The organism is Pararobbsia alpina, assembly GCF_902859895.1.
In the GTDB taxonomy this organism is placed as follows: Bacteria; Pseudomonadota; Gammaproteobacteria; order Burkholderiales; family Burkholderiaceae; genus Pararobbsia; species Pararobbsia alpina.
Genome location: NZ_CADIKM010000029.1, coordinates 36694 through 61868 on the forward strand (window position 1 = coordinate 36694; position 25175 = coordinate 61868).

24 protein-coding genes are annotated in these 25175 nt (G+C 61.9%); 16 read left to right on the top strand and 8 right to left on the bottom strand.

What is annotated here, in order from left to right:
• Nucleotides 1-2: 2 nt before the first annotated feature.
• Both HV670_RS21770 and HV670_RS21775 read right to left on the bottom strand, forming a co-directional pair.
• On the bottom strand, nt 3-1253 hold the full coding sequence (locus HV670_RS21770) for a thiolase family protein (RefSeq protein WP_175106982.1): 1251 nt from the start codon (nt 1251-1253) through the stop codon (nt 3-5).
• Nucleotides 1250-2509 (bottom strand): acyl-CoA dehydrogenase family protein, encoded by a 1260-nt coding sequence (locus HV670_RS21775; protein ID WP_175106984.1) that lies wholly within the window; start codon nt 2507-2509, stop codon nt 1250-1252. The genes HV670_RS21770 and HV670_RS21775 overlap by 4 nt, the downstream gene beginning before the upstream one ends.
• 339 nt (nt 2510-2848) lie before the next feature.
• On the opposite strand from HV670_RS21775, the gene HV670_RS21780 reads away from it, so the two are divergent.
• Nucleotides 2849-5707, top strand: a complete 2859-nt coding sequence (locus HV670_RS21780) for a helix-turn-helix transcriptional regulator (RefSeq protein ID WP_175106986.1) — start codon at nt 2849-2851, stop codon at nt 5705-5707.
• A 127-nt stretch (nt 5708-5834) separates the two neighbouring features.
• Here HV670_RS21780 and HV670_RS21785 read toward each other — a convergent pair whose 3' ends face one another.
• Nucleotides 5835-7010, bottom strand: coding sequence for a porin (locus tag HV670_RS21785; RefSeq protein WP_175106988.1), 1176 nt, complete (start codon nt 7008-7010; stop codon nt 5835-5837).
• Nucleotides 7007-7480 carry a hypothetical protein gene (locus HV670_RS21790; RefSeq protein ID WP_175106989.1) on the bottom strand — a complete coding sequence of 158 codons (474 nt, stop codon included), beginning with the start codon at nt 7478-7480 and terminating at the stop codon, nt 7007-7009. The genes HV670_RS21785 and HV670_RS21790 overlap by 4 nt, the downstream gene beginning before the upstream one ends.
• Nucleotides 7481-7780: 300 nt before the next feature.
• On the opposite strand from HV670_RS21790, the gene HV670_RS21795 reads away from it, so the two are divergent.
• From HV670_RS21795 to HV670_RS21845, 11 genes are all read left to right on the top strand, one after another.
• Nucleotides 7781-8050, top strand: a complete 270-nt coding sequence (locus HV670_RS21795) for a GlsB/YeaQ/YmgE family stress response membrane protein (RefSeq protein WP_175106991.1) — start codon at nt 7781-7783, stop codon at nt 8048-8050.
• Between the two features lie 329 nt (nt 8051-8379).
• Nucleotides 8380-9732, top strand: coding sequence for an amidase (locus HV670_RS21800; RefSeq protein ID WP_175106993.1), 1353 nt, complete (start codon nt 8380-8382; stop codon nt 9730-9732).
• 63 nt (nt 9733-9795) lie between these two features.
• Complete coding sequence (locus tag HV670_RS21805; RefSeq protein ID WP_175106995.1) at nt 9796-10680, top strand: polysaccharide deacetylase family protein; 885 nt, start codon at nt 9796-9798, stop codon at nt 10678-10680.
• Nucleotides 10681-10711: 31 nt separating this feature from the next.
• Nucleotides 10712-12049, top strand: coding sequence for an MFS transporter (locus HV670_RS21810; RefSeq protein WP_175106997.1), 1338 nt, complete (start codon nt 10712-10714; stop codon nt 12047-12049).
• Nucleotides 12046-12837, top strand: a complete 792-nt coding sequence (locus HV670_RS21815) for an SDR family NAD(P)-dependent oxidoreductase (RefSeq protein WP_175106998.1) — start codon at nt 12046-12048, stop codon at nt 12835-12837. The genes HV670_RS21810 and HV670_RS21815 overlap by 4 nt, the downstream gene beginning before the upstream one ends.
• Before the next feature lie 13 nt (nt 12838-12850).
• A complete protein-coding gene (locus HV670_RS21820) occupies nt 12851-13609 on the top strand; it encodes an SDR family NAD(P)-dependent oxidoreductase (protein ID WP_175107000.1) in 759 nt (252 codons plus the stop codon).
• Nucleotides 13610-13639: 30 nt separating this feature from the next.
• Nucleotides 13640-13939 (top strand): hypothetical protein, encoded by a 300-nt coding sequence (locus HV670_RS21825; RefSeq protein WP_175107002.1) that lies wholly within the window; start codon nt 13640-13642, stop codon nt 13937-13939.
• On the top strand, nt 13936-15027 hold the full coding sequence (locus tag HV670_RS21830; protein ID WP_175107004.1) for a CobW family GTP-binding protein: 1092 nt from the start codon (nt 13936-13938) through the stop codon (nt 15025-15027). Before HV670_RS21825 ends, HV670_RS21830 begins: the two co-directional genes overlap by 4 nt.
• 38 nt (nt 15028-15065) lie before the next feature.
• A complete protein-coding gene (locus HV670_RS21835; RefSeq protein ID WP_175107029.1) occupies nt 15066-16244 on the top strand; it encodes an ABC transporter substrate-binding protein in 1179 nt (392 codons plus the stop codon).
• Between the two features lie 21 nt (nt 16245-16265).
• Nucleotides 16266-17333, top strand: a complete 1068-nt coding sequence (locus HV670_RS21840; protein WP_175107006.1) for a GntR family transcriptional regulator — start codon at nt 16266-16268, stop codon at nt 17331-17333.
• 227 nt (nt 17334-17560) lie between these two features.
• Nucleotides 17561-17863 carry a putative quinol monooxygenase gene (locus HV670_RS21845; RefSeq protein WP_175107008.1) on the top strand — a complete coding sequence of 101 codons (303 nt, stop codon included), beginning with the start codon at nt 17561-17563 and terminating at the stop codon, nt 17861-17863.
• Nucleotides 17864-17965: 102 nt separating this feature from the next.
• Here the strand turns inward: HV670_RS21845 and HV670_RS21850 are convergent, their stop codons facing one another.
• Nucleotides 17966-18715 (bottom strand): alpha/beta hydrolase, encoded by a 750-nt coding sequence (locus HV670_RS21850; protein WP_175107010.1) that lies wholly within the window; start codon nt 18713-18715, stop codon nt 17966-17968.
• A 273-nt stretch (nt 18716-18988) separates the two neighbouring features.
• Here HV670_RS21850 and HV670_RS21855 point away from each other — a divergent pair, with 273 nt between their 5' ends.
• Entirely contained in the window at nt 18989-19363 is a 375-nt protein-coding gene (locus HV670_RS21855) for a DUF2784 domain-containing protein (protein ID WP_175107012.1), read from the top strand.
• Between the two features lie 79 nt (nt 19364-19442).
• Here the strand turns inward: HV670_RS21855 and HV670_RS21860 are convergent, their stop codons facing one another.
• Nucleotides 19443-19928: an aminoacyl-tRNA deacylase gene (locus HV670_RS21860; RefSeq protein ID WP_175107014.1), complete on the bottom strand. Its 486-nt coding sequence runs from the start codon at nt 19926-19928 to the stop codon at nt 19443-19445.
• Between the two features lie 203 nt (nt 19929-20131).
• On the opposite strand from HV670_RS21860, the gene HV670_RS21865 reads away from it, so the two are divergent.
• Together HV670_RS21865 and HV670_RS21870 are read left to right on the top strand one after the other, a co-directional pair.
• Nucleotides 20132-21334 carry an NAD-dependent formate dehydrogenase gene (locus HV670_RS21865; RefSeq protein ID WP_175107016.1) on the top strand — a complete coding sequence of 401 codons (1203 nt, stop codon included), beginning with the start codon at nt 20132-20134 and terminating at the stop codon, nt 21332-21334.
• A 454-nt stretch (nt 21335-21788) separates the two neighbouring features.
• Nucleotides 21789-22406, top strand: a complete 618-nt coding sequence (locus HV670_RS21870) for a pyridoxamine 5'-phosphate oxidase family protein (RefSeq protein WP_175107018.1) — start codon at nt 21789-21791, stop codon at nt 22404-22406.
• Nucleotides 22407-22527: 121 nt separating this feature from the next.
• Here HV670_RS21870 and HV670_RS21875 read toward each other — a convergent pair whose 3' ends face one another.
• Both HV670_RS21875 and HV670_RS21880 read right to left on the bottom strand, forming a co-directional pair.
• On the bottom strand, nt 22528-23061 hold the full coding sequence (locus tag HV670_RS21875) for a cytochrome b (protein ID WP_175107020.1): 534 nt from the start codon (nt 23059-23061) through the stop codon (nt 22528-22530).
• On the bottom strand, nt 23058-24119 hold the full coding sequence (locus HV670_RS21880) for a catalase family peroxidase (protein ID WP_175107022.1): 1062 nt from the start codon (nt 24117-24119) through the stop codon (nt 23058-23060). Before HV670_RS21880 ends, HV670_RS21875 begins: the two co-directional genes overlap by 4 nt.
• A 632-nt stretch (nt 24120-24751) precedes the next feature.
• On the opposite strand from HV670_RS21880, the gene HV670_RS21885 reads away from it, so the two are divergent.
• A complete protein-coding gene (locus HV670_RS21885) occupies nt 24752-25147 on the top strand; it encodes a hypothetical protein (RefSeq protein ID WP_175107023.1) in 396 nt (131 codons plus the stop codon).
• Nucleotides 25148-25175 lie beyond the last annotated feature (28 nt).

Genomic DNA, 25175 nt, shown 5'->3' on the forward strand with positions numbered 1-25175 from the left:
CATCACTCGCGTTGCAGAATGGTGACCACCGTCACGGCGGCGTCGACACCGATGGCGCCGCCGCCGTTGTGAGCGAGTGCGATGCGCGCCCCTTCGACCTGGCGAGCGCCGGAACGCCCCTGCAACTGTTCGGTCAACTCGACGATCTGGGCGCAGCCGGTGGCCCCGACTGGATGGCCCTTGCGCAGCAAGCCACCCGAGACATTCACCGGAATGCGGCCGCCGAGACGGGTATCACCCGCGGCAAGCAGGCTCGCGCCCGCCCCTTCGGCACAGAGGCCGAGGTATTCGTAGGCAATGAGTTCGGAGGGCGCGGACGCGTCGTGCAGTTCCACGCACGACAGATCGCGTGGATCGATACCGGCCGCCTCATAGGCCGCGCGGGCCGCCAGGGCGCCCACGCTGTCGTGCTGCCCATCGTCCCTGTCTTGATCCCTGTCCCAGCCAGTCGCGAGTACGCTGGCAACCATGCGTACGGGCCTGACGAGACTCATCTCGCGTGCCTTGCGGGCACTGACCAGGACAACGGCGGCGGCGCCGTCGCCGATCGGCGAGCACATCGGCAAGGTCAGCGGCGCCACGATCGAACGCGCATTCAGCGCGTCCTCGACAGAGACGCGCTCGCGGAACTGCGCACGCGGGTTGAGACTGCCGTGAAAGGCGTTCTTCTCCACCACGCGTGCAAAATCTCCCGCAGTGGTGCCGTAGGCCTTCATATGGGCACGCGCCATCATCGCGTAGATATCCATGAAGACCGAGCGTGCCGCCGACGGCCCATCGGACTCATAGGACTCCCCGGCCGCGCGGGCAAGCTGCTTGACCACATTGAGCGCGCCTTCGGGATCCTCGACATCGACCGCGCTTAGAAAAGCACCGAGACTCCTGGCCTTGTCCTCGTGGAACAGCTTCTCGTAGCCGCATACCAGCACGACGTCATAAAGGCCGGCCATAACGAAAGCGGCCGCCTGCTGGAGCGCCGTCGAAGACGAGGCACAGGCGTTCTCGATATTGACGACGGGGATACGACCGATGCCCATGCCGCGCAGCGCAACCTCGCCCCGTATCATTTCCTGTCCGGTCACCACACCCGCGGCGGCGTTGCCCATCCATGCCGCCTGCAGCATGCGGGCGTCGAGGCCCGCATCGGCCAGTGCCGCGCGAATGGCCTCGGCGGCGAGCGCCTTGAGCGTCTTGTCCCCGTGCTTGCCGAAGCGGGTCATGCCGACCCCGGCCACATAAGCGTTCGTCTTCACTTCGATCTCTCCCGGATCCGAACTGAATCGATCAACAACGTGCCACCCTTGATTGCGAGCATTTCGTTGCATCCGTCCTCGATCATCGAAGCGCGCGCATCACGCATGAGCTTCTCGAGCGGGTACTCGCAGGCGACGCCATTGCCGCCGAATATCTGGATGGCATCGCTCGCGACCTCGAGCGCGGTCTGCGTCGAGGTGATCTTGGTCGCGATGGAGCCTTGCAGGGCGGCAGCCGGAGCCGTCGCATTGAACAGGTGCACGCGATGATTGAGTGCGCGTGCTGCCTCGACCTTGCGCATCATGTGAAACAGGCGATAGCGCACATTCTGGTGCTCGATAATCGGGACGCCGCCCTGCTTGCGTTGATGGGCATAGTCAAGTGCGAGCTCATAGGCGCGCCGCGCGGCACCGATCCAGACCGAACCCATCATCGCATTGGCCTCGCAGAGCACGGCACAGAGGGCCTGGTCGTATGGCCGACCCGTTCCGGCGAGCAGGTGGTCGGCCGGCACGCGCACCTTGTCGAAGAATATTTCGCCTTGCGGCAGCGCGCGCTGACCCATCTTTTCGAGTGGCTTGCCGCGGGAGACACCCTTTGCATCCAGCGGCACCAGCACCACACAGTGCTTGTGCTCGCCGCTGCCGTCGTCGAAAGCTGCATATAACAAGCAAAGCTGGGCAACGGTGCCGTTCGATACCCAGGCTGACTTTTGTCCTTCCACGACAAAGGCGTCGCCATCGGGACGCACCACGCAGTTGGGACGGCCATAGTCGCTGCCGGGTTGAGCGCACATCCGTCCGAAATCGAGCGTGTCGCTGCCGTGGTCCAGTTCGGTGATGCCCCAGCAGCCGATCCTGGACCCTTCGGGATAGCGTTCCAGCAACGCGGTCTTGCCAGTCGCATAGATGATCAGCCAAGGCAGCATGGAGGCGCCCAGCGAAATCGCGAGACCGCCGTCGCCAGCACCCAGTTCCTCGAAGATCATCGGTATCAGTCTGCCGCGTTCGCCGTCTGGCATCTGCAACAAGGCCTCGAGCGGCAGGCCGAGCTTCGCGAATTCCGGGAAGATCTGCCAATAGGGAGAGTCCGGCGCAATCGCCGCAGCCGCCTTCATTCTGTCCAGCTTGACTCCCAGGGGCTCCATGACGGTCTGGGCAAACTTGCGCACATTGGTCTGGATGGTCTGTTCAATTTCGCTCAACGGCGCTTCGAAGCCGGTCAGTGGCACTGCCACCTGTTGTAAGCCCGCCATTCAGTATTCCTCGCGGATAGAGTCACCGCGGATGCGGTCTTGATGTTCGTCGTCCATTATCGAAAGACACCCCGCTGCGGCCTATCCCCCGCGAGGGGCATGGGACGGGGGTAGTGGAAACCCGAAGAGACACTTTGGCCAGTTTTTTTGGTAGGAGCATTGAGGGATACTGACAACCCTGTTGGCATCGATCGACGCGTTGCGGCCCAATTCAAGGCTGATATGGATGGACCGCTTCATAGCCCCTCACTGCATAGCCCGACCCAAGACCCGCTTCGCACTCCGATCCATGGCCCGGTTCGCGGCCCGATGCCAGCCCGCCCCCCCGCAGGCCGGAACATGACCCCACTCCAGGATGCCCTGCCTTTTCTCAAGCCCAAGGTGACCCCGCCCCGGCGCAAGCTCGACGTGATCGGTCGCGAGCGGCTGATGGTCGACCAGATGGAAACGCGTCTGTTGACTGTGATGCGCGCGCCGGCCGGCTATGGCAAGACCACGCTCGCGCTCGCATGGGTGGACGCCTTGCGCGAACGCGGCGCCCGGGTCGCGTGGCTATCGCTCGACCCCGAAGACGACGATCCGCTGCGCTTCATGCACTATGTGCTCCACGCGCTGGCTCACGCACTACCGCCGGTCGCCGGCACGACCGCGGGGCTCGTGATCCCGGACCGGATGAGCCCGATCGGCACGACAGCACACGAATTGCTGGGAATCGTGTTGAACGGCGTGCTCGAGTACGGCGACGAACTGTATCTGTTCATCGACGACTTTCATCATCTCGCGAGTCCGGAAACCCACGCGCTGTTGATCTCCTTGCTCCGGCACAGCCCCTCCAACTTCCATCTCGTATTCATCTCGCGCACGGGCCTCGCGCTGCCGCTGACGCGGCTGCAGACGCAGGGTCAGCTGCTCGAGGTCGATGCATCGGAGTTGCGTTTCACCACGGAGGAAACGGGCCGATTGCTGAGTGCGCATCAATTACCGTTGTACTACGCCGTGCCTCTCCAGACCCTCACCGACGGCTGGGCTGCCGCGCTGCGCCTGGCCATTCTCGCGTCGGAGTCGGCCCATTTGCCGCAAGCACCTCCCCCCTCACACACGTCGCTCGCGTATCACGCACCGCCCGCTGCGCACAGCGTGCTTTCGGAGCCCTACCCTGCCCTGTTCGAACGCATCACCGGGCTCGCACACGAAATGCTCGAGCAACTGCCGGCGGCCGAAGTGATTTTCCTGGAACAGGTCGCGGTGGCTGAGCGCCTTTGCGCGCCGCTTTGCGAGGCCCTGACGAGGACGGTCGGCAACCAGGCGATGCTCGAAACGCTCGAAGGCCGGCTGCTATTGACGCGCCTGACCGAGGAGGGTGACTGGTTCTCATGCCATCCGCTGTTGCGCGATGTACTGATGGCACGCCTGCGCGCGGGCAACGATGCCGCCATCACCGAGCAACACCGGCGGGCGAGCCACTGGTATGCGGCGCAGTCATACTGGTCGGATGCCGTACGCCACGCGCTGCGCGCGGGCGATTCGGCGCAAGCAATCCGCTGGATCGACCACTGTGCGATGGGACTCGTCAAGCGGGGAGACCTGCTCACGCTGCTGGATTGGGAGACCCAGTTGCGCTCCGCGCTGATCGACTCACCACGCTCGCTGCGCCTTGCCATCACATGGGCGCACGTGCTGGGCGACGCATGCCCCGCGAACGTCCTTCTGCTCGATGCGATCGAAGCACAGGTGCAGGTGCGGGACCACGAAAAGATGCGGCAGCGAGGGCTGCCTGTCACCCCCTCTTCCGTAACGGACGCCGAGACTCCACGAAGCCACGAGCCCCCTATCGCGGTCGAGGGGACGCGCATCGCGTGGGAATGCAAGGTCGCGCGTGCCATCGCGCTCGCCCAGGACGATCGTGTCACCGCGGCCTGGCAGCTCGCGTCCGAGTGCCTGCCGGCGCCGGACAATGACGCCTGGATGATCAATTCGGTATACAACGTGCTGATGTTCACCCATTGGCGCGCACGCCGCTGGCCGGACTTCTACGCGACGCCGAATCTTCCCTATCGGCCCGATGAACACGAGGGCAACATCTTCAGCTCGATCTACCGGCTGACCTTGCGGGGTGGCGGCGAACTCGAGCAGCTGCAAACCGGTGCGGCCCGGCGCCACTTGATCGAGGCGATGCAGCTTGGCGAAACGCATACCGGCATCCTGTCGCTGCCGACCACACTACCGGCCTGCCTTCTTGCCAACCTCGAGTACGAGCGCGGCGAACTGGACCTCGCCGCCCAATTGCTGGAGGGCCGGCTGCCGATCATCCGGATGTCGGGCTTCGGCGACGCGATTCGTACCGCGTATAGAGTCTGCGCACGCATCGAATTCCGGCAAGGTCGGGCTGAGAATGCTTACGCGTTGCTCGAGCAAGGTGAATCGCTTGCGCGGGTGCTTGGACTCGCGCGGCTCGAAATCGCCCTGCTCTATGAGCACGAGCGCCTGTTGCTGCAGAGCAATCGGCTCTGGGAAGCCCAGGCCTGCGTGCAGCGCATCGCGCTGGCCGCGGACGCCGTCGCTGCGGCGGTGGCAACACCCCCTGACGCGCCCCTCACCGACGCAATCGGCACCCTGTCCAGGCTTTCACGCGCGCATCTCGATCTGGCCGAAGGCCGTGTGTCCGAGGCCGCGTCATGTTTCGAAGAGCAGGTTCGGCATGCCGTGGAACGTGGCGACTACCAGCTCGCATTGCAATGCGGGGGATCGCTGGCTCTCGCAAAGGCCGCGCAAGCGGATATCCCCGCGGCGCACACAGCCCTGGCCGCCTGTATCGAACTCGCCGCGCCGGCGGATTTCCGTTCAAGCGTGCTCGACCAGGGTCCCGCCATGCATGGATTGCTCAAGTCGCTGTTCGGCGCCGCGGTGGCGAGTTCGCTTTCGCCAGCCGCAAAGGCTTTTCTCGGCACCCTGGTTGCGACCTCGGCGGACGGCGCGAAATCGGACACGCCAGCATCAGACGTCGTGCTGAGCGCGCGCGAGCGGGACATCCTCATGCTGCTCGCCGAAGAGAAATCCAATAAGGAAATATCGCGAATGCTGAATATCGCGCCTGAAACGGTCAAATCCCACATCAAGCATATTTTTGGCAAGCTCGATGTGAACAGGCGCGCCCACGCGGTCAGGCGTGCGCAATCGCTGCTACTGCTGCCCGCCTAGCCGAGGAGGCTGCCAGCATGGCTCGCGGACGTCGCACAGGCCTGCAAGGCGTGACGCGCGAGAGGTCGCGAACGGCCACACGATGAGACATCGCGTGGCCATTCGGTTCAAGTGACTACGTTCGTTTTTAGAATTGCGTCACGATACCCGCGAAGACACCCGTCTGCGTACCGCCATAGTTTGGATTGGTGCGGAAGTTCGAAGCGCCGCTGGCCGGATCGTCGTTGACGTTCGCACCGTACGGATCGGTATAGCCATCGCCGAGGCCGACGTTGGACGTCGAGCTGTTGCGGACTGCGCCGACTTCCGAATAGAGAAAGGTGCGCTTGGACAGCGCATACGTGCCGCCGAGCGTGAACAGCGTCGCGTTGCCGTTACCGTTGTTCGCGTTCGCGTGATAGACCGCGGCCGTGAAGGACGCCGCAGTCGTTGCCTGCCAGAGCGCGCCGAGCCACTCATGATCGAGTGCCGTCGGCAGTGTGACGCCGCCCGGCAGGGCCGTCGGCGTGTCGGATCCGAAATAGCCCTGGTTCGATGCCTGCGGCGCGGCGAGGTGCTGGTAGCCGACATAGACCTTGACCGGACCGACCGAGTAGTTCATGCCCGCCATCAGCGAGCGCGAATTCACGTAGACATTGTCGAACTCGCCATTGCTGTCGCGGATTTCGTCGTAGATCGCCATCAATTCCATCGGGCCCGTCTCATAGGTGATCTCGATACCGTCCGAACGGCCTTGCGCGCCACCGAGCTGGCCCGGACCGCTGCCCGGGTTGCCGCTGTTCCAGGTCGTGCTGTTGGTCAGATCGTATTGGCCCTTCAATGTGAGACCGCCCCATTTCGGCGACGTGTATTCGAAGCCGTTCGAGGCAAGCGACCAGTTGCGGCCCCGTACCAGCGTGACAATGCTGTACTCCTGCATGAGTTGCGGATCGAGGTCGAAGCTGTCCTGCTGGATTTCGTATTCACCCATGCGGCCGACTTTGAACGTACCCCATACCGGATTCGTCAGGCCGACGGTCGCTTGCCGGTCGAACAGGTTGCCGGACAGCGCGCCCGACAGCGTGCTGAAGCCCGACTCGAGCGTGAAGATGGCCTGCGTTCCACCGCCGAGATCTTCCGTGCCCTTGATGCCAAAGCGAGAGGGCGCCCAGTTCCCCGTCGCTGCGCCAAACAGCGAGCCTTTGGCCAGGCCCGACTCGAACTGGAGACCGTTGTCGATCTGCCCGTAGAGCGTCACGCTGCCGTCGGCAAACGCAAGCGCGGACGATGCCATCAGCGGCACGAGCAAGAGATACTTCTTCATGAGTCAACTTCCCCTGTAATTCCGATTTCGTTAATTAATAAAAAAACAACACACAAAAAATCATCGATCGCCACACTGAAGTGCAGTGATGTTTCTACGCAACTGGCTTTAAAAAACAAATTGCCACAATTTGATTTCGAGGTAATAGGCGCAGCGAGTTGGTATAGGTATTTCGTGCATGTTTGATCAGTGCGGATTGCAACAAAGTCGAGACCCGGCTCGTGAGCGAGAACCACTACAGTTACTGGAGAGCCGCGGCCAGCGGTGCGCTGGAGCGATGCGTGTTCGAGGCGAGCCCCGTCGACACATGTTGCGGCCTGTTCGGTTGTGCTCTCGCGGCCTGACGTTCGTGCGCGCCATTTACCGCGCCGAAATAAAAATGTAAGGATTATCGAAGCTAATAGATTCGCCTCACCAATCCCCAGAGCTTTGCGAAAACTACCATTATCAAAAATCCGCGAGAACATCATATTTCGTTTTTCGTGTTCTCAAATTTGAAGCATAGGGAATATTGAAATGCTGTAGACACAGGGCGGGCGATGAGCCCATCTCACGGGCATCCTTGTCCGCCTCACCCTGAACATTCGCTCGCCTCGATCCCGCCACGCACGCATACTGTGCCCACAGCCACGCTCGTCGTGCTGCCGTCCAAGCGTGCGTCAACGTCGAATGGCGTCTCCCCGCGCGATGCCGGCAGGACCGATGGACCGGTTGTGTCCTTGCCCATGCCAGAGTCTTGGCTACCCCGACTTCTTTTTTGGAGCGACGCAATGGAACCCGTTTCGCATGGCATCATTTTCTGGCTGATCATCGGCGGCGTTGCTGGAGCACTCGCCGGCCGCATCGTTCATGGCGGTGGATTCGGCATCCTCATGGATATCGTCGTCGGCATTGTCGGTGCATTCATTGGCGGCTGGCTTGGCGGTGTGCTTGGAATACACCTGGGAAGCGGCATCATCGGTTCGTTGCTGACCGCCTTGATCGGCGCGGTCGTCCTGCTTGCGATCCTGCGGCTGTTCAGTCGAGGGCGAGCGAGTTAGGGAATCGGATCCGACATCCGGCCATCCCGGGAAAAGCACATTCGCTGTTGAGCGATGCTTCGGGAGCGAAAAGTCGCTGCAAGGCGGCTTTTCGCTTTTGAGGTGAGCCGGTCACGTGCCCGAGGCACCTCAACAGTCCGACAGAACGTTCCACCATTGCATCAAACAGCCGACCCGCCCTTTCACCTGGCGCGCGGATGCTATTGCTCGCCCCCTCTCAAACACCCACTAAGGGTAAATCCCCCTATTCGTTGCATTTCTGTCCCGCTCATAATAAAAATGAATGTTGTTGACGACATACATTTATAACTCAGACGAAGCCAGAGCCGATGCCCTCCTCTTGTCTTACCGCTGCCGCGCTCTCGCGCGCTTATGCCGCTGGCGCGGCCGATCCCGTCGCGATAGCAGAAGCCGCACTGTCTAAAGCGCTCGCCGCACCCACGGTCTTTCTCACGACCACGCCCGAGCGCGCGCGTAGCGAAGCCGCCGCTTCGGCACGGCGCTGGCGCGAAGGCCGGCCGCTGAGTGCGCTCGATGGTGTGCCGGTCGCGTGGAAAGATCTCTTCGATGTCGCCGGCACCGTCACCACTGCCGGCTCCGCGGTGTTCGCCGCACACCCACCCGCTCGCGACGACGCGCTTCTGGTTGCCGCTGGCACGCGCGCGGGGATGGTCTGCATCGGCAAGACAGGGTTGAGCGAGTTCGCCTATTCGGGTCTCGGCCTCAATCCCCATTTCGGCACGGCCACGAATCCTGCTCTCGAAGGGGGTAGACGCGCGCCGGGTGGTTCATCGTCGGGCGCGGCGATCGCCGTGGCAACGGGCATCGTGCCGATCGCGGTCGGCACCGATACCGGCGGTTCGATCCGCGTGCCGTCCGCGTTCAACGGCCTGACCGGTTACCGCGCGAGCGGGGCGCGCTACTCGCGCGAGGGCATGGTCGCCTTGTCGGCGACGCTCGACACTTGCGGGCCGCTCGCCGCGAATGTCTCGGACTGCATTGCATTCGACGCTGCCATACGCGCCATCCAGCCGCCATCGGCGACCGATGCCAGCGCGTTCGCCGGCACGCGTTTTATCGTCGATCCGAATCTGTTCGAGCGCTATGCGGTCACGCCGGCTGTCGGCGAAAACTTCGAACGCTTCGTCGCGCGTCTCGAAGAAGCGGGCGCGGTGGTCGAGCGAAAACCGCTCGCCGTACTCGCCGCCGTGAGCGATCTGGTTCGCAACCAAGGCTGGCTCGGTGGACTCGAGGCGTTTGCGGTGCATCGTGCCTTGCTCGACTCGCCGGACGCCACGCGGATCGATCCGCGCGTGCGTGCTCGCCTTGAAGCGAATCGCTCCGTGCCGGCCGAGCGGATCGGCTTGCTCATCGCGCGACGCGCAGAGCTGATCTCGGCCTTCGCCAGGGAAACCGCCGGCGCGACTCTTGTCATGCCGACAGTCGCTCATGTTGCGCCACTGCTCGGGCCGCTCGACGCCGATCCCGAGTTGTTCGCGCGGGTGAACCTGCAGACGCTTGCCATGACCATGCTTGGCAGTTTCCTCGATACCCCTGCGGTCGCGATGCCGTCCGGTATCGATGCCGACGGCCTGTCGACCAGCGTGCAAATCATGCGACCCCAAGGCGACGACGACGCGCTGTTGCGCATCGCCGCGGCGCTCGAAACAAAGGGGCTTTGACGACACCCGCACGCGCCATTCGCAAACCATTTCGCTGCATATTCAACCGAAGGAGAAACAAAGATGGCCAAGGAAATCCTGGTGGCATTCGGCATTGACGTGGACGCCGTGGCCGGCTGGCTCGGCTCGTACAGTGGTGAAGATTCACCGGACGATATCTCGCGTGGCTTGTTCGCCGGCGAGATCGGATCCATGCGCCTGCTCAAGCTCTTCGAGCGCGAAAAGATCAAGACGACCTGGTTTATCCCCGGTCATTCGATCGAGACTTTTCCCGAGCAGATGAAAGCCGTGGCCGATGCGGGTCACGAGATCGGCATTCACGGCTACAGCCACGAAAACCCGATTGCGATGACGCCCGAGCAGGAAGAAGCGGTGCTCGACCGAAGCATCGAACTGGTGACGCAACTGTCCGGGAAACGTCCGACCGGCTATGTGGCGCCGTGGTGGGAATTCAGTCCGGTATCGAATGAACTGCTGGTCAAGAAGGGCATCAAGTACGACCACAGCCTGATGCACAACGACTTTTCCCCGTACTACGTGCGCGTGGGCGACACCTGGACCAAGATCGACTACAGCAAGCATCCGAGCACCTGGATGAAGCCGCTCGTGCGCGGCAAGGAAACCGATCTGGTGGAGATTCCGGCCAACTGGTATCTCGACGATCTGCCGCCGATGATGTTCATCAAGAAGTCGCCGAATAGCCATGGCTTCGTCAACCCGCGTGACATCGAGGAAATGTGGCGTGACCAGTTCGACTGGATGTATCGCGAGCACGACGAATATGCCGTGTTCCCGATCACGATCCATCCCGATGTCTCAGGCCGTCCGCAAGTGCTGTTGATGCTCGAACGGCTGATCAAGTATTTCCGCTCGCATGAAGGCGTGCGGTTCTGCACCTGCAATGAAATCGCCGACGACTTCCTCGCCCGCCACCCGCGCGGGAAATAATCGCTGTCCGCCACCCAAGGAGAGACCAATAATGAAAGAGAATCCGCTCGCTGCGTCCGGCTTCAAGCTGGAAAAGATCCTGCCGGTCGATGTGAAACGCGCCACCATCGTGGCGTTCTTCGCGTGGGTGTTCGCCGTTTATGACTTCATTCTGTTCGGTACGCTGTTGCCGGAGATTGGCAAGCACTACGGATGGGATGCCCCCATGCAATCTGAGATAGCGACGCTGGTCGCTATCGGAACCGCGGTGATCGCGTTCGGGATCGGACCGGTACTCGATCGCGCCGGACGCAAGGCGGGTCTCCTGTGGACGGTGGCAGGCGCGGCAGTGTGTTCGGGGCTGACCGTGGTCGGTGGCGCGCTCGGCCAGTGGCCGCTCGTGCTCATCCGCTCGTTGTCGGGACTCGGCTACGCCGAGGAAACGGTCAATGCGACCTACCTCAACGAGCTGTATTCCGCCGCCAACGATCCACGCCTGAATCGCAACAAGGGATTCATCTATAGCCTCGTGCAGGGTGGCTGGCCGATCGGCGCACTGATCGCGTCGGGCCTGACCGCGCTGCTGCTGCCGCGCATCGGCTGGCAGGGCTGCTTTATCTTCGCGACGTTCCCGGCCATCGTGATCTTCTTCATGACGCGGCGTCTGAAGGAAAGCCCGCAATTCATGCTGCACAAGCACATCAAGACTTTGCGCGAAGCGGGTAAAGAAAGTGCGGCACGCACGCTTGCGAGCGAGCATCGGATCGACTATGAGCAGCACAGCCGTGCAGGTCTGCGTGAAGCATTTCGCGGCACGTCACTGCGCGCGACGCTCGTGCTCGGCGGCGGCATTCTGCTGAACTGGTCCGCGATCCAGGTGTTCAGCGTACTCGGCACCACGGTGCTGACGCGTGTGCATAACGTGTCCTTCGAGAACTCGCTGCTGATTCTCGTGTTGTCGAACGTGATTGGTTATTGCGGGTATCTGAGCCACGGCTTGATTGGCGACAAGATCGGCCGGCGCAACACGCTGGCAATCGGCTGGATGCTCGGTGGCCTCGCCTTCGCCGGCATGATCATGGGCCCGAGCAGCACGTCTGTCGTCGTAGCGCTGTATAGCCTCGGCCTGTTCTTCCTGATCGGACCGTATTCGGCCGCGCTGTTCTTCATCGGTGAAAGCTATCCGACCTCCATTCGCGGCACCGGCAGTTCGATCGTCCACGCAATGGGTCCGGTCGGCGCGATTCTCGCCGGTGTGGGCGTGACCGCGATGCTCAACCACGGCGGCGACTGGATGCACGCGGCCATCTGGTTCGGCGCGGTGCCGTGTTTCCTGTCCGGCTTGCTGATCATGTTTGCGAAGCACGTCAATCCCGAGGAAGTCAAATGAACCTGCAGTCCGGAGCATCGAAGGCAAAGCCGCAACGCGTCGCCATTGTGACCGGCGCGGCCAGCGGTATCGGCCAGGCGCTCGCGGTAGCCTATGCACAGATCGGCGTGGCGGTGGTCGGCGGTTATTTTCCCGGCGATCCGCACGATCCCGCCGAGACCGAACGCGCGGTGCGTGAAGCGGGTGGCGAATGCGTGATGCACGCTGTCAACGTGACCTCGGCCGACGAGGTCGAAGCATTCGCCCAGGTGGCGGTGGACCGCTTCGGCCGGCTCGACTACGCGGTCGCGAACGCGGGTTTGCTGCGCCAGGCGGCGCTCACTGAGATGCGTGATGAGCAATGGCTGGAGATGCTCGACGTCGACCTGTCCGGTGTGATGCGGACCTTCCGCGCGGCGGCTCGCCACATTGAGGACCACGGCGCGATGGTGGCGATCTCATCCATCGCCGGCGGTGTCTACGGCTGGGAACAGCACGCGCACTATTCGGCGGCGAAGGCGGGCGTGCCCGGCCTGTGCCGCGCCGTTGCGATGGAACTCGCGCCGCGCGGCGTGCGCTGCAACGCGGTGATCCCGGGGTTGATCGAAACCCCGCAATCGCTCGATGCCGTCAACTCGCTCGGCCCCGAAGGCCTGCGTGAAGCGGCCCGCGCGATCCCGTTGCAACGCGTCGGCCGGCCAAGCGAGATCGCCACGCTGATCCGCTTCCTCACGAGCGATGACGCGTCCTACATCACCGGTCAATCGATCATTGCCGACGGCGGCCTGACCGTGCGCTGGCCGGGCTAAGGAGAGTTTTCGAATGACCACGTTGTTTTCACTCGACGGCCGCCGTGCCGTCGTCACCGGCGCTGCGAGCGGGATTGGCGCGGCGATCGCGAACCTCTATGCGGCGGCCGGCGCACGCCTCCTGCTTGCCGACCGCGACGCGGCGCGCCTCGCGCTCCAGGCCGATGCGTGTCGCGCGGCCGGCGCGACGGTCGAAATCGTGCAGGCGGATGTCGGCGAAGAAGCCGATGCGAACCGCATTGTTGATCGCTGTATCGAGGCATTCGGCGGTATCGATATCCTCGTGAACAACGCCGGCATGCTGACGCAGGCGCGTTGCACGGATCTCACCACGGCGATGTGGGACGACATGATGCGCGTCGACTTGCGCAGCGTATTCTTGTGTACGCGGCGCGCATTGCCTTCGATGATCGCGCAACGGTGGGGCCGCGTGATCAACGTTGCGTCGCAGCTCGGCATCAAAGGGGGGGCGGAGTTATGCCACTACTCGGCGGCGAAGGCTGGCGTGATCGGCTTCACGAAGTCGCTCGCGCTGGAAGTCGCGCCGGACAATGTGCTCGTCAACGCGATTGCACCGGGCCCGATCGAGACGCCGCTCGTCGATGGCATCAGCGCCGCGTGGAAGCAGGCGAAGTCGGCGGAGTTGCCCTTGCGGCGCTTCGGCCTCACGAACGAAGTCGCGCCCACGGCCTTGCTGCTTGCGTCCGATCCGGGCGGCAACCTGTTTGTCGGCCAGACGCTCGGGCCGAATTCCGGCGACGTGATGCCTTGACGTTTTATTGAACTACCCGGGAGGCAAAGCATGTGCGGCATGTGCGGATTGCTCGGCGGCGGCAATCACTGGTCGAACACCACGGCACCGGTGGCGGGCGCGAACCCGCGTCGACAGCGCCTGATTCAGGCGGCACTCGCCAACCGCGTGCTTGTGCCGTTCCGGCTGAAACTCGACGACTTCCACGGGCAGTCGTTCGTGTTGTCGTCGCCCACCGGCGCAAGCGAAATCGTCAGCGATTTTGCGCAGGTGTGGCGCGTAGCTGAACGCATGCTCGGGCATCCGCTCGATCCGCTCACGCTTTTCATCGACGACACGGCAGCACCATGAGCCTGAGCTACGACATCCTGCCGCTGACGCTCGTGACCGGCTTTCTCGGCAGCGGCAAATCGACCTTGCTCGCCGATGTCCTGCAAGGCGACGCCGCACGCGACACCGCCGTCCTCGTCAACGAATTCGGCGACGTCGGACTGGATCATTTGTTGATTGGCGAGGTGGATGCACGTACCGTATTGCTCGACAACGGCTGCGTGTGCTGCTCGATCCGGGGCGAACTGAAGGACGCGCTCGCGACGCTTTTTTCGCAGCGCGCCCGTGGCGAAGTCCCGCCGTTCACGCGCGTCGTGCTGGAAACAACCGGACTCGCGACGCCCGCGCCTATCGTCGCCACCCTGCTCGCCGACCCCGTGATCCGCAGTCACTACGCGCTGAATGCCACCATCACCGTGGTCGACGCAGTGAATGCCGCCGAGCAACACGCACGGTTTCCCGAATGGCTCGCGCAGGTGACAGCCGCCGACCGGTTGCTCATCAGCAAGCCCGATCTCGTCGATGAAACGCACTTGATGGAGTTGGCCGCTTCGCTCGCGGCGCTCAATCCCGCCGCCGAGATCCTGATTCGCGGCGATATATCGAATGCGACGGGCATCGACCGGCACAGCGGTCGTGCCTTGCTCGACATGCTGTTTGCATCGGCGAGCTCGATCGATCTGATCGGGCGTCTCGGGCGCGCTCAGCGTCTGGCGAGCACGGCCCCTAAGACAAACGGTCCGCTCGCGCATCGCGGCGAACGGACATCGACGGGTGCCGGGTCCATCCAGTCGTTCTGCTTGCAGATCGATGCGCCGATCGACTGGCAGGTCTTCACGATCTGGTTCACGATGCTGCTCAATCGTCACGGTGATAAGATTTTGCGTGTCAAAGGGCTGCTGTCGATTGCGGGTTCGGATCGCCCCGCCGTGCTGCATGCCGTACAACATCTCGTGCATCCGGTGCTGCATCTGGATGCATGGCCTCAGGCCGGTTCCGGTTCAGAAGGTTGCTCGCGGCTGGTGTTCATCACTGAAGGCCTCGGGCGCGATGCAATAGAAGCGTCGTATGCGCGGTTCCAACATCATCTTGAAGAAGCCGTTCATTGAAACCGAAGTCAACGTCGCCCAAACCCACCTCGGCCGCCGTGCATCCGGCGAAGGTCGAGCTGCGCGTACTCGGCACCACGGTCACGCTGCAGGAACATATTCGCAAGCAGGCGGAGCAGGATCTCGGTATCAGGCTGCGCTTTATCGTCGATGATGGTTCCGGGGTGCAGCGCACGGGCGTCATGCATCCGGAAAGCTACGAAGTCTACGATCAGTGGTTTCACAGTATCGACTACCTGTGGCCCGCGCGCGCGTTGCAGCCCATCGAGACCGCGCGGATTCGTCGCTGGGATGAAATCAACTCGCTGCCGCGCACCGGCCAGCTCGGCGACAACGCGTGCACGAATGCAGGCTGCGTGCCGGTCGATCGTCTGTACGTGCAGCCCGACAACTCGCTTGCACGCACGCCGACCGGGCGCATCAGCATGTTGCCGCTCACGCACAACGCCGACAGCTTCGTCTATCTTCAAGACGCGTTGCCGCCCGCGCTGGAAGCCACGCCGGAGAGCTGGGCATGGCTGCTCGCGCCCGAGCTTAGCGGCCGGGTCGCGTTGCAGGCGGATGCGGCGATTGGCGCGATTGACGCAGCCCTTGCCGTAGAGGCCGCCGGCTTGATGAAGTTCGCTGACATCGGCAACCTGACGATCGAAGAGATCGACGGTTTGATCGCGACGCTGATCGACTTCAAGCGACGCGGTCATTTCGCCGGTTTCTGGTCGAGCTTCGCCGAAGCCGCGCAGTTGATGATCGCGAACAAGGTCGCGATCCAGAGCATCTGGTCGCCAGCGACGGTGGAGCTGGAGCGTGCCGGCCTGCGCTTCCGGCTGGCGAGTCCGCGTGAAGGCTATCGTGCATGGTTCGGCGGCATGGCGCTCTCGCGCGTCGTGCGCGGCCGCGTGCTCGACGCCGCTTACGAATACCTGAACTGGTGGCTCGACGGCTGGGCCGGCGCGACCATGGCGCGGCAGGGTTTCTATATCTCCAACCCCGAACGTTCGCGCGATCATCTGAACGATGCCGAGTGGGCTTACTGGTACGATGGCAAGCCCGCCGCGGCCGAACTACCCGGGCCGACCAGCAAGCATCTGGTCGCCGCGGGCCAGCAGCGCGACGGTGGCAACTACGTCGCGCGCATGGGCCGTATCGCCGTGTGGGATTCCGTGATGGACGAGCACAACTACCTGGTGCGCCGCTGGAACGATTTCATGCGTGCCTGACGCAGCAACCCTGATCCGACGATGACAAGAAGCGCACGCGCCGCGCTCAAGCAGCCGACCCGCACCGACAAACCAGCCGAACCCGTGATCGACACCGTGATCGACACCGATACGCGGCTGCGCTATCGCCTGATCCACGACCAGTTGAAAAGCGCGATCGTGCTAGGCCGTATCGTGCCCGGCCTGGTGCTGCTGGAAGGGCCGGTCGCGCGTATTTTCGGCACGAGTCGCGTGCCGGTGCGCAAGGCGTTCGAGATGTTGCACGCCGATGGTCTGCTGCATACCTTTGAAGGGCGTGGCTACCTCGTCGCGAGCCCGGATGGCAGCGTGCCCGAGCCGGTTCGCGCACCGCTTTCGGAAGCTGAGCTCGGCTTCGAACAGGCCCAGGCGCCGCTGGAACTACCGTCGAATAGCGAGCGGATTTATCACGCACTCGAAGCGGCCGTATCGATCGCGATTGCGTTCGGTCACTATCGTATCGATGAAAGTCTGGCCGCCGAAAGCTTCGGTGTGAGTCGCAGTGCCGTGCGCGAAGCGTTGAGCCGGCTGCGCGATTTCGGTCTCGTGGAGAAGTCTGCGTATTCGCACTGGCTCGCCGGGCCGTTGACCGCTCGGGCGGTGGCGCAGGACTATGAGCTTCGGGTTTTGCTCGAGCCGGCGGCACTGCGCGCGAGCTACCCGAAGCTCTCGCGCGAGATGATCGAGAATGCATTCGCCGAGATTGAAGGGGCCATTCGCGCCCCCGATTCCATCGATGCGGATGGCATTCAGCGTCTCGAAACCACCTTGCATGTGGACCTTCTGCAGCACGCGCCCAACAAGAAGCTGCTCGGCACGATCGACCATGCGCTGATGCCGCTCACCGTCAATCACGCGTTTTTCCACGCGTTCAATCTGCATCCCGAGCCTGCGACGCTCGTCGAGCATCGGGCGGTGTTGCGGTCACTACTGGATGGAAATATCGATGCGGCGGCCGACGCGCTGCTGGTGCATTTGCACGCGGCGCACAAGCGCACCTTGCAGAGGCTCAAGGTGCTGGCCGTGCTGCCCGAGCCGGACCTGCCGGTCTACATGCAGCGCATCATCTAGCCAGGCACGCGGATACGCGGTTCCTGAATCGGCTCCCCCTCAAGAGTACGGAGCTCGCTGCGAACGCGTTCGATCGCCATCGGACGACTTAGCTTTATTGAGACGAAAAGTGCACGGCTACTGCGCGGCTCGAGCGATGCCGGCATGACTTTCCTTACGTGCCTACACGTCAGGCAGGGTTGCCGGTATGGCGCTACACTCATGCGCTTTGCTAAGGAGAGCAACTCATGTCATCCGAAATCCGTGTAGTCGCAGTCGTTCAAGGCAAGCCCGGCACCGCCGACGCGATCGAGCAGGTGCTATTGCGTTGTGTCGCGCCGAGTCGCGCCGAGACGGGGTGCCTGCTTTATACACCGCACCGCGACCTCGATCGCGCCGATCGCTTCGTCTTCTATGAGCGCTGGGCGAGTCGAGCGGCACTCACCGAGCACGCGGGCACCGAGCACTTCAATCAACTGGTTCGCGAACTGACACCGCTGCTCGCGCACCCGCTCGAGGTGACGGTGCTCGAGGCGCTACTGGACGATTGAGCGGGTTGGTACGATGACCGCGTGAGGGTTCGACCCGACTCGCTCGACAGCCAAGGTGGTCACCCTCCCCGCGTCATCGTCCAATCTTTGCGACATCAGGCTTCAAGAAGCCTGCAACCAGTTGACCAGATCCTGCAAGGCCGCTTGATTGATCTCGTGCTGCATGCCCGGGTAGACATGGAACTCGAGCGTGAGTCGCAGCTGTTCCAGGCGCTTGTCTGCCTCTTGAGCGTAGCTGATCGGGATCCGGTGATCTGCTTGACCATGAGAGATGAAAATACGAAGGTGCGAGAGTTGCGGCGACGGCTTGATCAGCGGGACAAATGAGTCGAAGATCGCACCGCTCATGATGCCGATGCCTTTTATCTTGGCGGGCTCGGTTAGCGCGACCTGGTAGCTCAGTATTGCACCTTGACTGAATCCGACCAGGTATACCTGGTGCGGGTCGAAGCCGTATTTCCTTACGACCTCGTCAATGAACCGGCCGATACGGGCGCGCGAGGCCGCGAGTTGTTGAGGGTCGCCGTCGAGACGGCCATTGACCGACGTGCCCTGAAACCATTGGTAACTGCCTTCAGCGAGCGTGTAAGGCGCGCGAGCCGAGACAACCGCGTATTTCTGAGGGAACGCGGCTTGCAGGGAATATAGGTCTTGTTCATTGCTTCCCATGCCATGAAGCAGAATGATGACGGGCGGGGGACTTGTCGGCTTGCTCGGCAAGTGAACGAGATACTTCAAGGACAAGTCACTGTGTAGCTGGCTATCGGGGGACGGATTACCGGTTTGAGCACGGACACCTATTGCAAGCACCGCCAGAAAGAGGACGGCAAAGATCTTCGAGAAATATTTCATTCGGTAAGGACGGGCGCGTCAGAGGAGAGTCAACGCGAGGTGTTGATCGGTCAGCGTCAGATCATAGAGGAACTTCGAAACACCTGTAGTCGACGGCAACCTTCTTGAGCAATCTGGATTACAGTCGGACTATATTTACACCGTGCCGAACGTGCGGCGCGCATCCGGGCATTTCAGAGAAACCCGTTTAAGGATCGCCGCGGACGGTGGAGGACATCTTGACACCCTCCCCGACCTGAAGGACCTGAAGGCGGAGGATTCTCGGAGACACTGATGATCTGGCTCGCCGATGCGGTGCTCGTGATGCACGCGCTGATCGCGCTTTTTATCGTGGGCGGACTCGCGGCGATCTGGGTTGGCTCGGGCCTTGGTTGGGAATGGGTCCACCATCGGCTGTTCCGGATCGCTCATCTGATCGCGATCGGCCTGGTGTCGACATTGTCACTGATGGATATTGCCTGCCCCGTCACTGTGCTCGAAGACTGGCTGCGCAATGGCTCGGCCGGGACACAAGGCTTCATCCAGCGCTGGGTGAGTCGCCTGCTCTACTACGAATTGCCGGCCTGGGCGTTTACGCTCTCCTACGTGGTGTTCGCCCTGATGGTGCTGCTGACCTGGCGCGGGGTGCCGCCCCGACAACGCACGTAACGCAGAGGCGGTCTGCCGTGCGATCTACGGCGCTATGCCGCGCTGCGCAGCCTTGCCGCATCAGTCGGGCGGACGCCGTTCACGTTGGCGTCCCCTGCATGCGCCGCGCGAAGCGTGCCCGCTCAGCTCGGTCCATCAGATTCAGGAATTGATCCATGCCCATGTGAATCAGTACTTCATGGTCACCGGCCTCGAAATAGACGTCCGGCTGCCGGGCGAGGTTCTCGTCAAGATAGGTTTGCATGCCATAGGCCGTACAGACCGGCGGAAGCGCTCCCACCTCACAATCCTTGAACAGATCGCGCAGATCGATCTCCTTGGCAAGCAACAGGCGGCGTCCGGTCTTTTCCCAAAGCTCGGACAAGCGCACGGCGTAGGTCGATGGAAGCACAGCCGCCACATAGCCGTGCTCGTCTTCAAAAAGCACGGTCTTGGCGAGACGGTCGCCGGGAATATGCGCTGCCGCCGCGGTTTCAATACTGGAATGGCTGTGCGGATGATGCACGATTTCGTACTGGGAGCCCTTGCTGCGCAGGCAGTCCTGGAGAGTGGCAGACATCGACATGGCGCACCTCTTCTGGAAGGAAGCAAACGGGATAAACCGGAGACTATTGTCCCCGGAGCGTATACAGTATTTGGAAGAATCGAAGCTCAGGCTCAGTTGGAAAAGCTGAGCGTGACGCTTTCATCCTAGACCTATTCCTTACAGCGGGGAACATCCAAGAGCCAGCAGAACTGCGTGTTTCCATCAAAGGGAGCGAGCCCATCATGGCCAAAGTTCTATGTGTGTTGTATGACGACCCTATTGACGGGGTGCCCGAACAATACGCACGCGACGAAATCCCCAGGATCACGAAATACCATGACGGGCAGACAGCACCGACCCCGAGTGCCATCGATTTCAAGCCAGGCGAGCTACTAGGCAGCGTGTCCGGCGAGCTTGGCTTGCGGGCCTTTCTGGAAGCGCAAGGCCATGTGCTTGTCGTTACATCGGATAAGGACGGGCCCGACTCGGAATTCGAGCGCGAGCTTATCGATGCCGAGGTCGTTATCTCACAGCCGTTCTGGCCGGCTTACCTCACCGCGGCGCGCATTGCCAAAGCCCCCCAATTGAAGCTTGCGCTTACCGCCGGCATCGGCTCGGATCACGTCGATCTGCAAGCGGCTATCGAACGGGGCATTACCGTGGCCGAGGTGACCTTTAGCAACAGTATCAGCGTTGCCGAGCATGTGGTGATGATGATTCTGTCGCTAGTACGCAATTATTTGCCGTCCCATGAATGGGTACTCAAGGGTGGGTGGAATATCGCCGATTGCGCCGCACGCGCATACGACCTTGAAGGTATGCACGTCGGTACCGTTGCGGCCGGCCGAATCGGCTCGGGTGTGCTGCGCAGGCTCAAGCCCTTCGAGGTCAACTTGCACTACACCGACCGCCATCGTCTGCCGGAGCACGTCGAAAAGGAGCTCGGCGTAACCTGGCATCCCGATGTCGAATCGATGGTGAAGGTGTGCGACGTCGTGACCATCAACTGCCCGCTGCACCCGGAAACCGAGCATTTGTTCGATGAACGCATGATCGCGAAGATGAAACGCGGTGCGTACATCGTCAATACGGCACGCGGCAAGATCTGCGATCGCGATGCAATCGCCCGTGCACTCGAAAGCGGCCAGTTGGCAGGCTACGCGGGCGACGTCTGGTTCCCTCAGCCGGCACCGCGTGATCATCCATGGCGAACCATGCCGCATCACGGGATGACCCCGCATACCTCCGGTACGACGCTGTCGGCCCAGGCCCGCTACGCGGCTGGGGCGCGCGAGATTCTCGAATGCTGGTTCAGCAAGCGTCCGATTCGTGAGGAATACCTTATCGTGGACGGCGGACGGCTGGCAGGCGCAGGCGCGCACGCATACAGCGCAGGGAATGCCACATCCGGGTCCGAGGAAACAAGTCGATTGAAGACTAGCTGAAGCCTTGCTGCATGCTGGCTGTCGTGACGGGGGAGCATGCCGATTTGCATCGGGATTGCGTGTACATCAACCCTTCACTGGTAGAGCGTGGTCGGCAGCCACAGCCCGATTCCTGGAAACACCGGCCGTGCCTGCCGCGGTCGTCGCAGTCGCGCGCCGCAGAAACTTTCGGCGCAGAGATTGGCCTTTCTTTTCCACTGTCATCGCGGTCCCCCGGGGGTTACCAGCACGCCCTTGGCGCTGGTGGGTGCCATCCGATTGCAGGGCACACAAACCGTTTGCCAAACCGTTTCTGCATTTTAGGTAGACAGTTTTGCAATAAACCTGAAAGGTTAGCCGCTAGCGTTTTGAGGTTGCCTGCGCACGCTCTTGATATCATCCACGCAACGTTTGTTTAGCGTGGGGCAAGCGATTTTCGCCTTCGCAATGGCATTTTTTTAAGGAAGAAGAGACCGTGCATCAGTACCACGTCACCAGCGCTGAGACACTGGAAGCCATCTACGGAGAGGCAAGCGAAGCATCGATCGTCAAGGAGTTGGATCACATCGATGCCAACTACCGGGCATTGATCGAAGCATCGCCGTTTCTTGCGCTTGCGACAGTGGGCCCGACTGGACTGGATTGCTCGCCGCGCGGTGACCCGAGGGGGTTCGTTCACGTAGTCGACGAAAAAACCTTGATCCTTCCGGATAGACGTGGCAACAATCGCATCGACAGCCTGCGTAACCTGATGGCGAATCCGCAGCTTGCCATGTTGTTCCTCATTCCCGGTATGGGTGAGACGCTCCGCGTCAATGGGCGCGCCAGGATCAGCATCGACCCGGTGTTGCTGCAGCGCTATGCGGTCGATGGCAAGGAGCCCAGAACAGTCTTGGAAGTGACGGTTGACACGGTGTTTTTCCAATGCGCACGTGCGGTTGTGCGTGCCGATCTGTGGAATCCAGCCAAGTATGTCGATCGCTCAACGCTACCGTCCTTAGGCAAAATCCTGGCCGACGCGAGCGCATCGCGAATTGATGGTGAAACGTATGATCGCGAACTCCCTAATCGCGTCCAAAGTACCTTGTATTGAATCCGCTTTGACGCAGTTCTCGGTCCATGGCCTTCCAAGTGGTCGCCAACGCAATGGCCCCGGTATGTATGCCTTGCCACGCCCCGCCGTCATGAGTCGCCACAGATGCGCGTCCACCGCCTCACCGCCAAGGCGCCATCGCCCGGAAGACACCGTCACGTCTGACCAGCGCGTGGAAAAGCGCCGCCGCCAGATGAAGCACGATCAGCGCAAAGAAGAAGATCGCGAGCGTCCTGTGTGCGTCCCAGAGCAGCGTGTGCAAACTGTTGCTATGCGGCAGGATGCGCGGCAAATGTATCCCGAACACGACGACGGGATAGTCCGCGGCAGACAGCATGCCCCACCCGATCAGCGGAAGCGCAATCATCAGGATGTAGGACGCGAGATGCGACAGGTAGGCGGCGAGTTTCATCGGTTCCGGCATCGACGCAGGCAGCGGCGGCGCGCCGCGCACCAACCTCACCACCAGGCGAATCAGCGCCAACACGAGAATCACGATACCCAGGGGCTTGTGAATGGACACCAGCGAAAGATAATCCTGGTGAATCGTGGACACCATCCCGACACCGATGAACAGCATCGCCAGAATGCAAACCGCCATGACCCAGTGAAGAGCGCGCTGCAGCGGTGTAAAGCGATCGTGGATCGGGGTCATGGCGTGGTTCCTCCCGCCGGATGGCGCGGATAGTCCTTGTCCTCAGCGGTCCGCCGGTTGAACGATACGGAATAGGCGGCTGAGCGCGCGGCGGGAAACGGATCGTCCGAGACGTGTATGCCGGGTGGCAGGACGGTGGGATCGAAGTTGAGATCGCGACACGGCCCGTCAGCCTCGGGTTCGATGGTGTTAACCACCAGCGTACCCGCCTCCACCTTGCGTCGATCTTCCGGCCAGGCTTTGCTGGGGTCGGCGGTCGGGTCACCGGGATTGGCAACCGTGACGACCATCGTCCATCGTTGCGGGGCACTCTGCACCCGCTGCATAATATCCGCGGCGAGGAAGTCGGCGCCACGCTCCTTCAGCTGGTCGTGGGGCACGGCCTCGGGCTGCGCGGCTGGCACAAAGGACCAGCGCACGGCCTGGTCCTGTCCCGCGGCATTGGTGAAGATGAAGCTATTGAGGCTGTTGTACCGCTCCTGCGTGTATGAACCCGTCCACGGCGCGCTGCCGGCCCACGCGACAAAAGCGCCGAACTCCGGGTGCGCGGCGGCAAAATTCTTCATTGCGTCCGGGTCGTTCTTATTGGCCGAGGCCTGAAGCAGTCCGTAGAACGCCTGCGGCGTGGCTACCGCGAAGAAGGGTGGGTCGATCATCGCCGAGCGCCACTCGCTTCCATCTGCCGCAACGATGCGCAGACTGAGGCCCCGTACACGAACCGTGGCATCCGGCGCGTTGGGGTCCGCCGTAGCGAGGTTGAAACGCCCCGTGACCGGATACGAGCCAGGCGCGAACATCGGCGCCTTGGACAGGGCCACAGCCGCGCCATTCGATTCGAAGTTGCCGGTAAAGCAGATGCCCTTCGCGTGATTGCGCCGGAAGCCGAGAGCCGCGCCGCCTGGCGGCGCCAGACCGTTGACGATCTTTGCCGGCGTCAGGCGATCCGGCGAGAGCCATCCGGCCGTAAAGGCGAAGGCCGCGACCAGTGCGACCACGACGGCTGCAATCAGGACCAGCGAACGAATTGTGGACGCATTGGAAGTCGGTTTGTCGGCCATCGATCTCTCCCAATCAATGATTCCGCTGAATAGAAATCTAGCAGGGTGGCGACAATAGTGCCATTGATCAGTGGACCGTACTCAGTTGCCGCCAGGCGTCGCAACGCGCGAACCCGCTGTGAGCGGAACAAAGCCGCCGAACGCTACCACCGCGACGTTGCGTGACAGCGCAATGCCGCCGTAGCGGGAGGAGTACAGGTTAAATCCGGAGGACCTTTTGGCCCTGACCTGGTCTCGCTGGTGCAATATCGCGCCCCGGAAATGGGCCGGATATGGAACGGCTTCGGGCTCACTCAACTCAATATGCGGGAATAATCGCGAACGCTATCGCACAAGTTTTTGTTTGACGTTGCCTCTTGTAGCATTGCCATTGTGCACCTTTGAGAGGACGAACATGGCATACACCCGTCGTTACTTCCGAAGAGCTTAGGGCTGTGTTTGTCTTCGTTGTACCTATCGTATTAATTAGTGTCCGATTGCCTATTCCGCTCAAAGCGATGAGGACAATTTCCTGCTCCCGACATAACGAACCACGTTACTGAATCACCGAACCCGCGTCGCATCTGAAGCGACTCCAGATAGTTTTCCGATAAGAGACAGGTATGTCGTCAAGCATCTACAAAAGCGCAGTCGTGGCAGTGCTGGTTGCCGGAACCAGCTCCGCTGCCATTTGCCAGGTCACGCGCCAGACAATCGATTCGCCATTCGGAAAGCTTCAGGTGGAAAACGGCTTTCCAACCCTGCCGACGGTCAGGAAGCTCTACGACAACCTCGACTTCGAGCGTGGCGTGGAGGCTTATATGTGGTCGTTGCCGCTCACGGCAATGGCACAGTGGCAACGCGTCAGCCGCGACACCTTCGGCGCGGGCAATCTCGGCTACGTGGACTACCTTGATTTCAAGGACAAGCTGGGAATTCTCACTGCGAACGCTCGACCCCCTACACCCCACCTCGTTATACACAAGCGTCGTTACCACCGTCCTCGCGCAACAAACGCATTGTTTCTGCGGCGACATGAACTTTCGTGAGTCCCTTCCAGATGGTTTCCGCGCCGGG

Bases quoted from the DNA above. Each gene is read 5' to 3' on its own strand.
- HV670_RS21855 (WP_175107012.1), top strand. From the start codon at position 18,989: ATGATCTGGCTCGCCGATGCGGTGCTCGTGATGCACGCGCTGATCGCG.
- HV670_RS21805 (WP_175106995.1), top strand. From the start codon at position 9,796: ATGGCCAAGGAAATCCTGGTGGCATTCGGCATTGACGTGGACGCCGTG.
- HV670_RS21825 (WP_175107002.1), top strand. From the start codon at position 13,640: ATGTGCGGCATGTGCGGATTGCTCGGCGGCGGCAATCACTGGTCGAAC.
- HV670_RS21850 (WP_175107010.1), bottom strand. From the start codon at position 18,715: ATGAAATATTTCTCGAAGATCTTTGCCGTCCTCTTTCTGGCGGTGCTT.
- HV670_RS21800 (WP_175106993.1), top strand. From the start codon at position 8,380: ATGCCCTCCTCTTGTCTTACCGCTGCCGCGCTCTCGCGCGCTTATGCC.
- HV670_RS21795 (WP_175106991.1), top strand. From the start codon at position 7,781: ATGGAACCCGTTTCGCATGGCATCATTTTCTGGCTGATCATCGGCGGC.
- HV670_RS21775 (WP_175106984.1), bottom strand. From the start codon at position 2,509: ATGGCGGGCTTACAACAGGTGGCAGTGCCACTGACCGGCTTCGAAGCG.
- HV670_RS21845 (WP_175107008.1), top strand. From the start codon at position 17,561: ATGTCATCCGAAATCCGTGTAGTCGCAGTCGTTCAAGGCAAGCCCGGC.
- HV670_RS21820 (WP_175107000.1), top strand. From the start codon at position 12,851: ATGACCACGTTGTTTTCACTCGACGGCCGCCGTGCCGTCGTCACCGGC.
- HV670_RS21785 (WP_175106988.1), bottom strand. From the start codon at position 7,010: ATGAAGAAGTATCTCTTGCTCGTGCCGCTGATGGCATCGTCCGCGCTT.
- HV670_RS21880 (WP_175107022.1), bottom strand. From the start codon at position 24,119: ATGGCCGACAAACCGACTTCCAATGCGTCCACAATTCGTTCGCTGGTC.
- HV670_RS21860 (WP_175107014.1), bottom strand. From the start codon at position 19,928: ATGTCGATGTCTGCCACTCTCCAGGACTGCCTGCGCAGCAAGGGCTCC.
- HV670_RS21790 (WP_175106989.1), bottom strand. From the start codon at position 7,480: ATGATGTTCTCGCGGATTTTTGATAATGGTAGTTTTCGCAAAGCTCTG.
- HV670_RS21810 (WP_175106997.1), top strand. From the start codon at position 10,712: ATGAAAGAGAATCCGCTCGCTGCGTCCGGCTTCAAGCTGGAAAAGATC.
- HV670_RS21830 (WP_175107004.1), top strand. From the start codon at position 13,936: ATGAGCCTGAGCTACGACATCCTGCCGCTGACGCTCGTGACCGGCTTT.
- HV670_RS21780 (WP_175106986.1), top strand. From the start codon at position 2,849: ATGACCCCACTCCAGGATGCCCTGCCTTTTCTCAAGCCCAAGGTGACC.
- HV670_RS21875 (WP_175107020.1), bottom strand. From the start codon at position 23,061: ATGACCCCGATCCACGATCGCTTTACACCGCTGCAGCGCGCTCTTCAC.
- HV670_RS21865 (WP_175107016.1), top strand. From the start codon at position 20,132: ATGGCCAAAGTTCTATGTGTGTTGTATGACGACCCTATTGACGGGGTG.
- HV670_RS21815 (WP_175106998.1), top strand. From the start codon at position 12,046: ATGAACCTGCAGTCCGGAGCATCGAAGGCAAAGCCGCAACGCGTCGCC.
- HV670_RS21840 (WP_175107006.1), top strand. From the start codon at position 16,266: ATGACAAGAAGCGCACGCGCCGCGCTCAAGCAGCCGACCCGCACCGAC.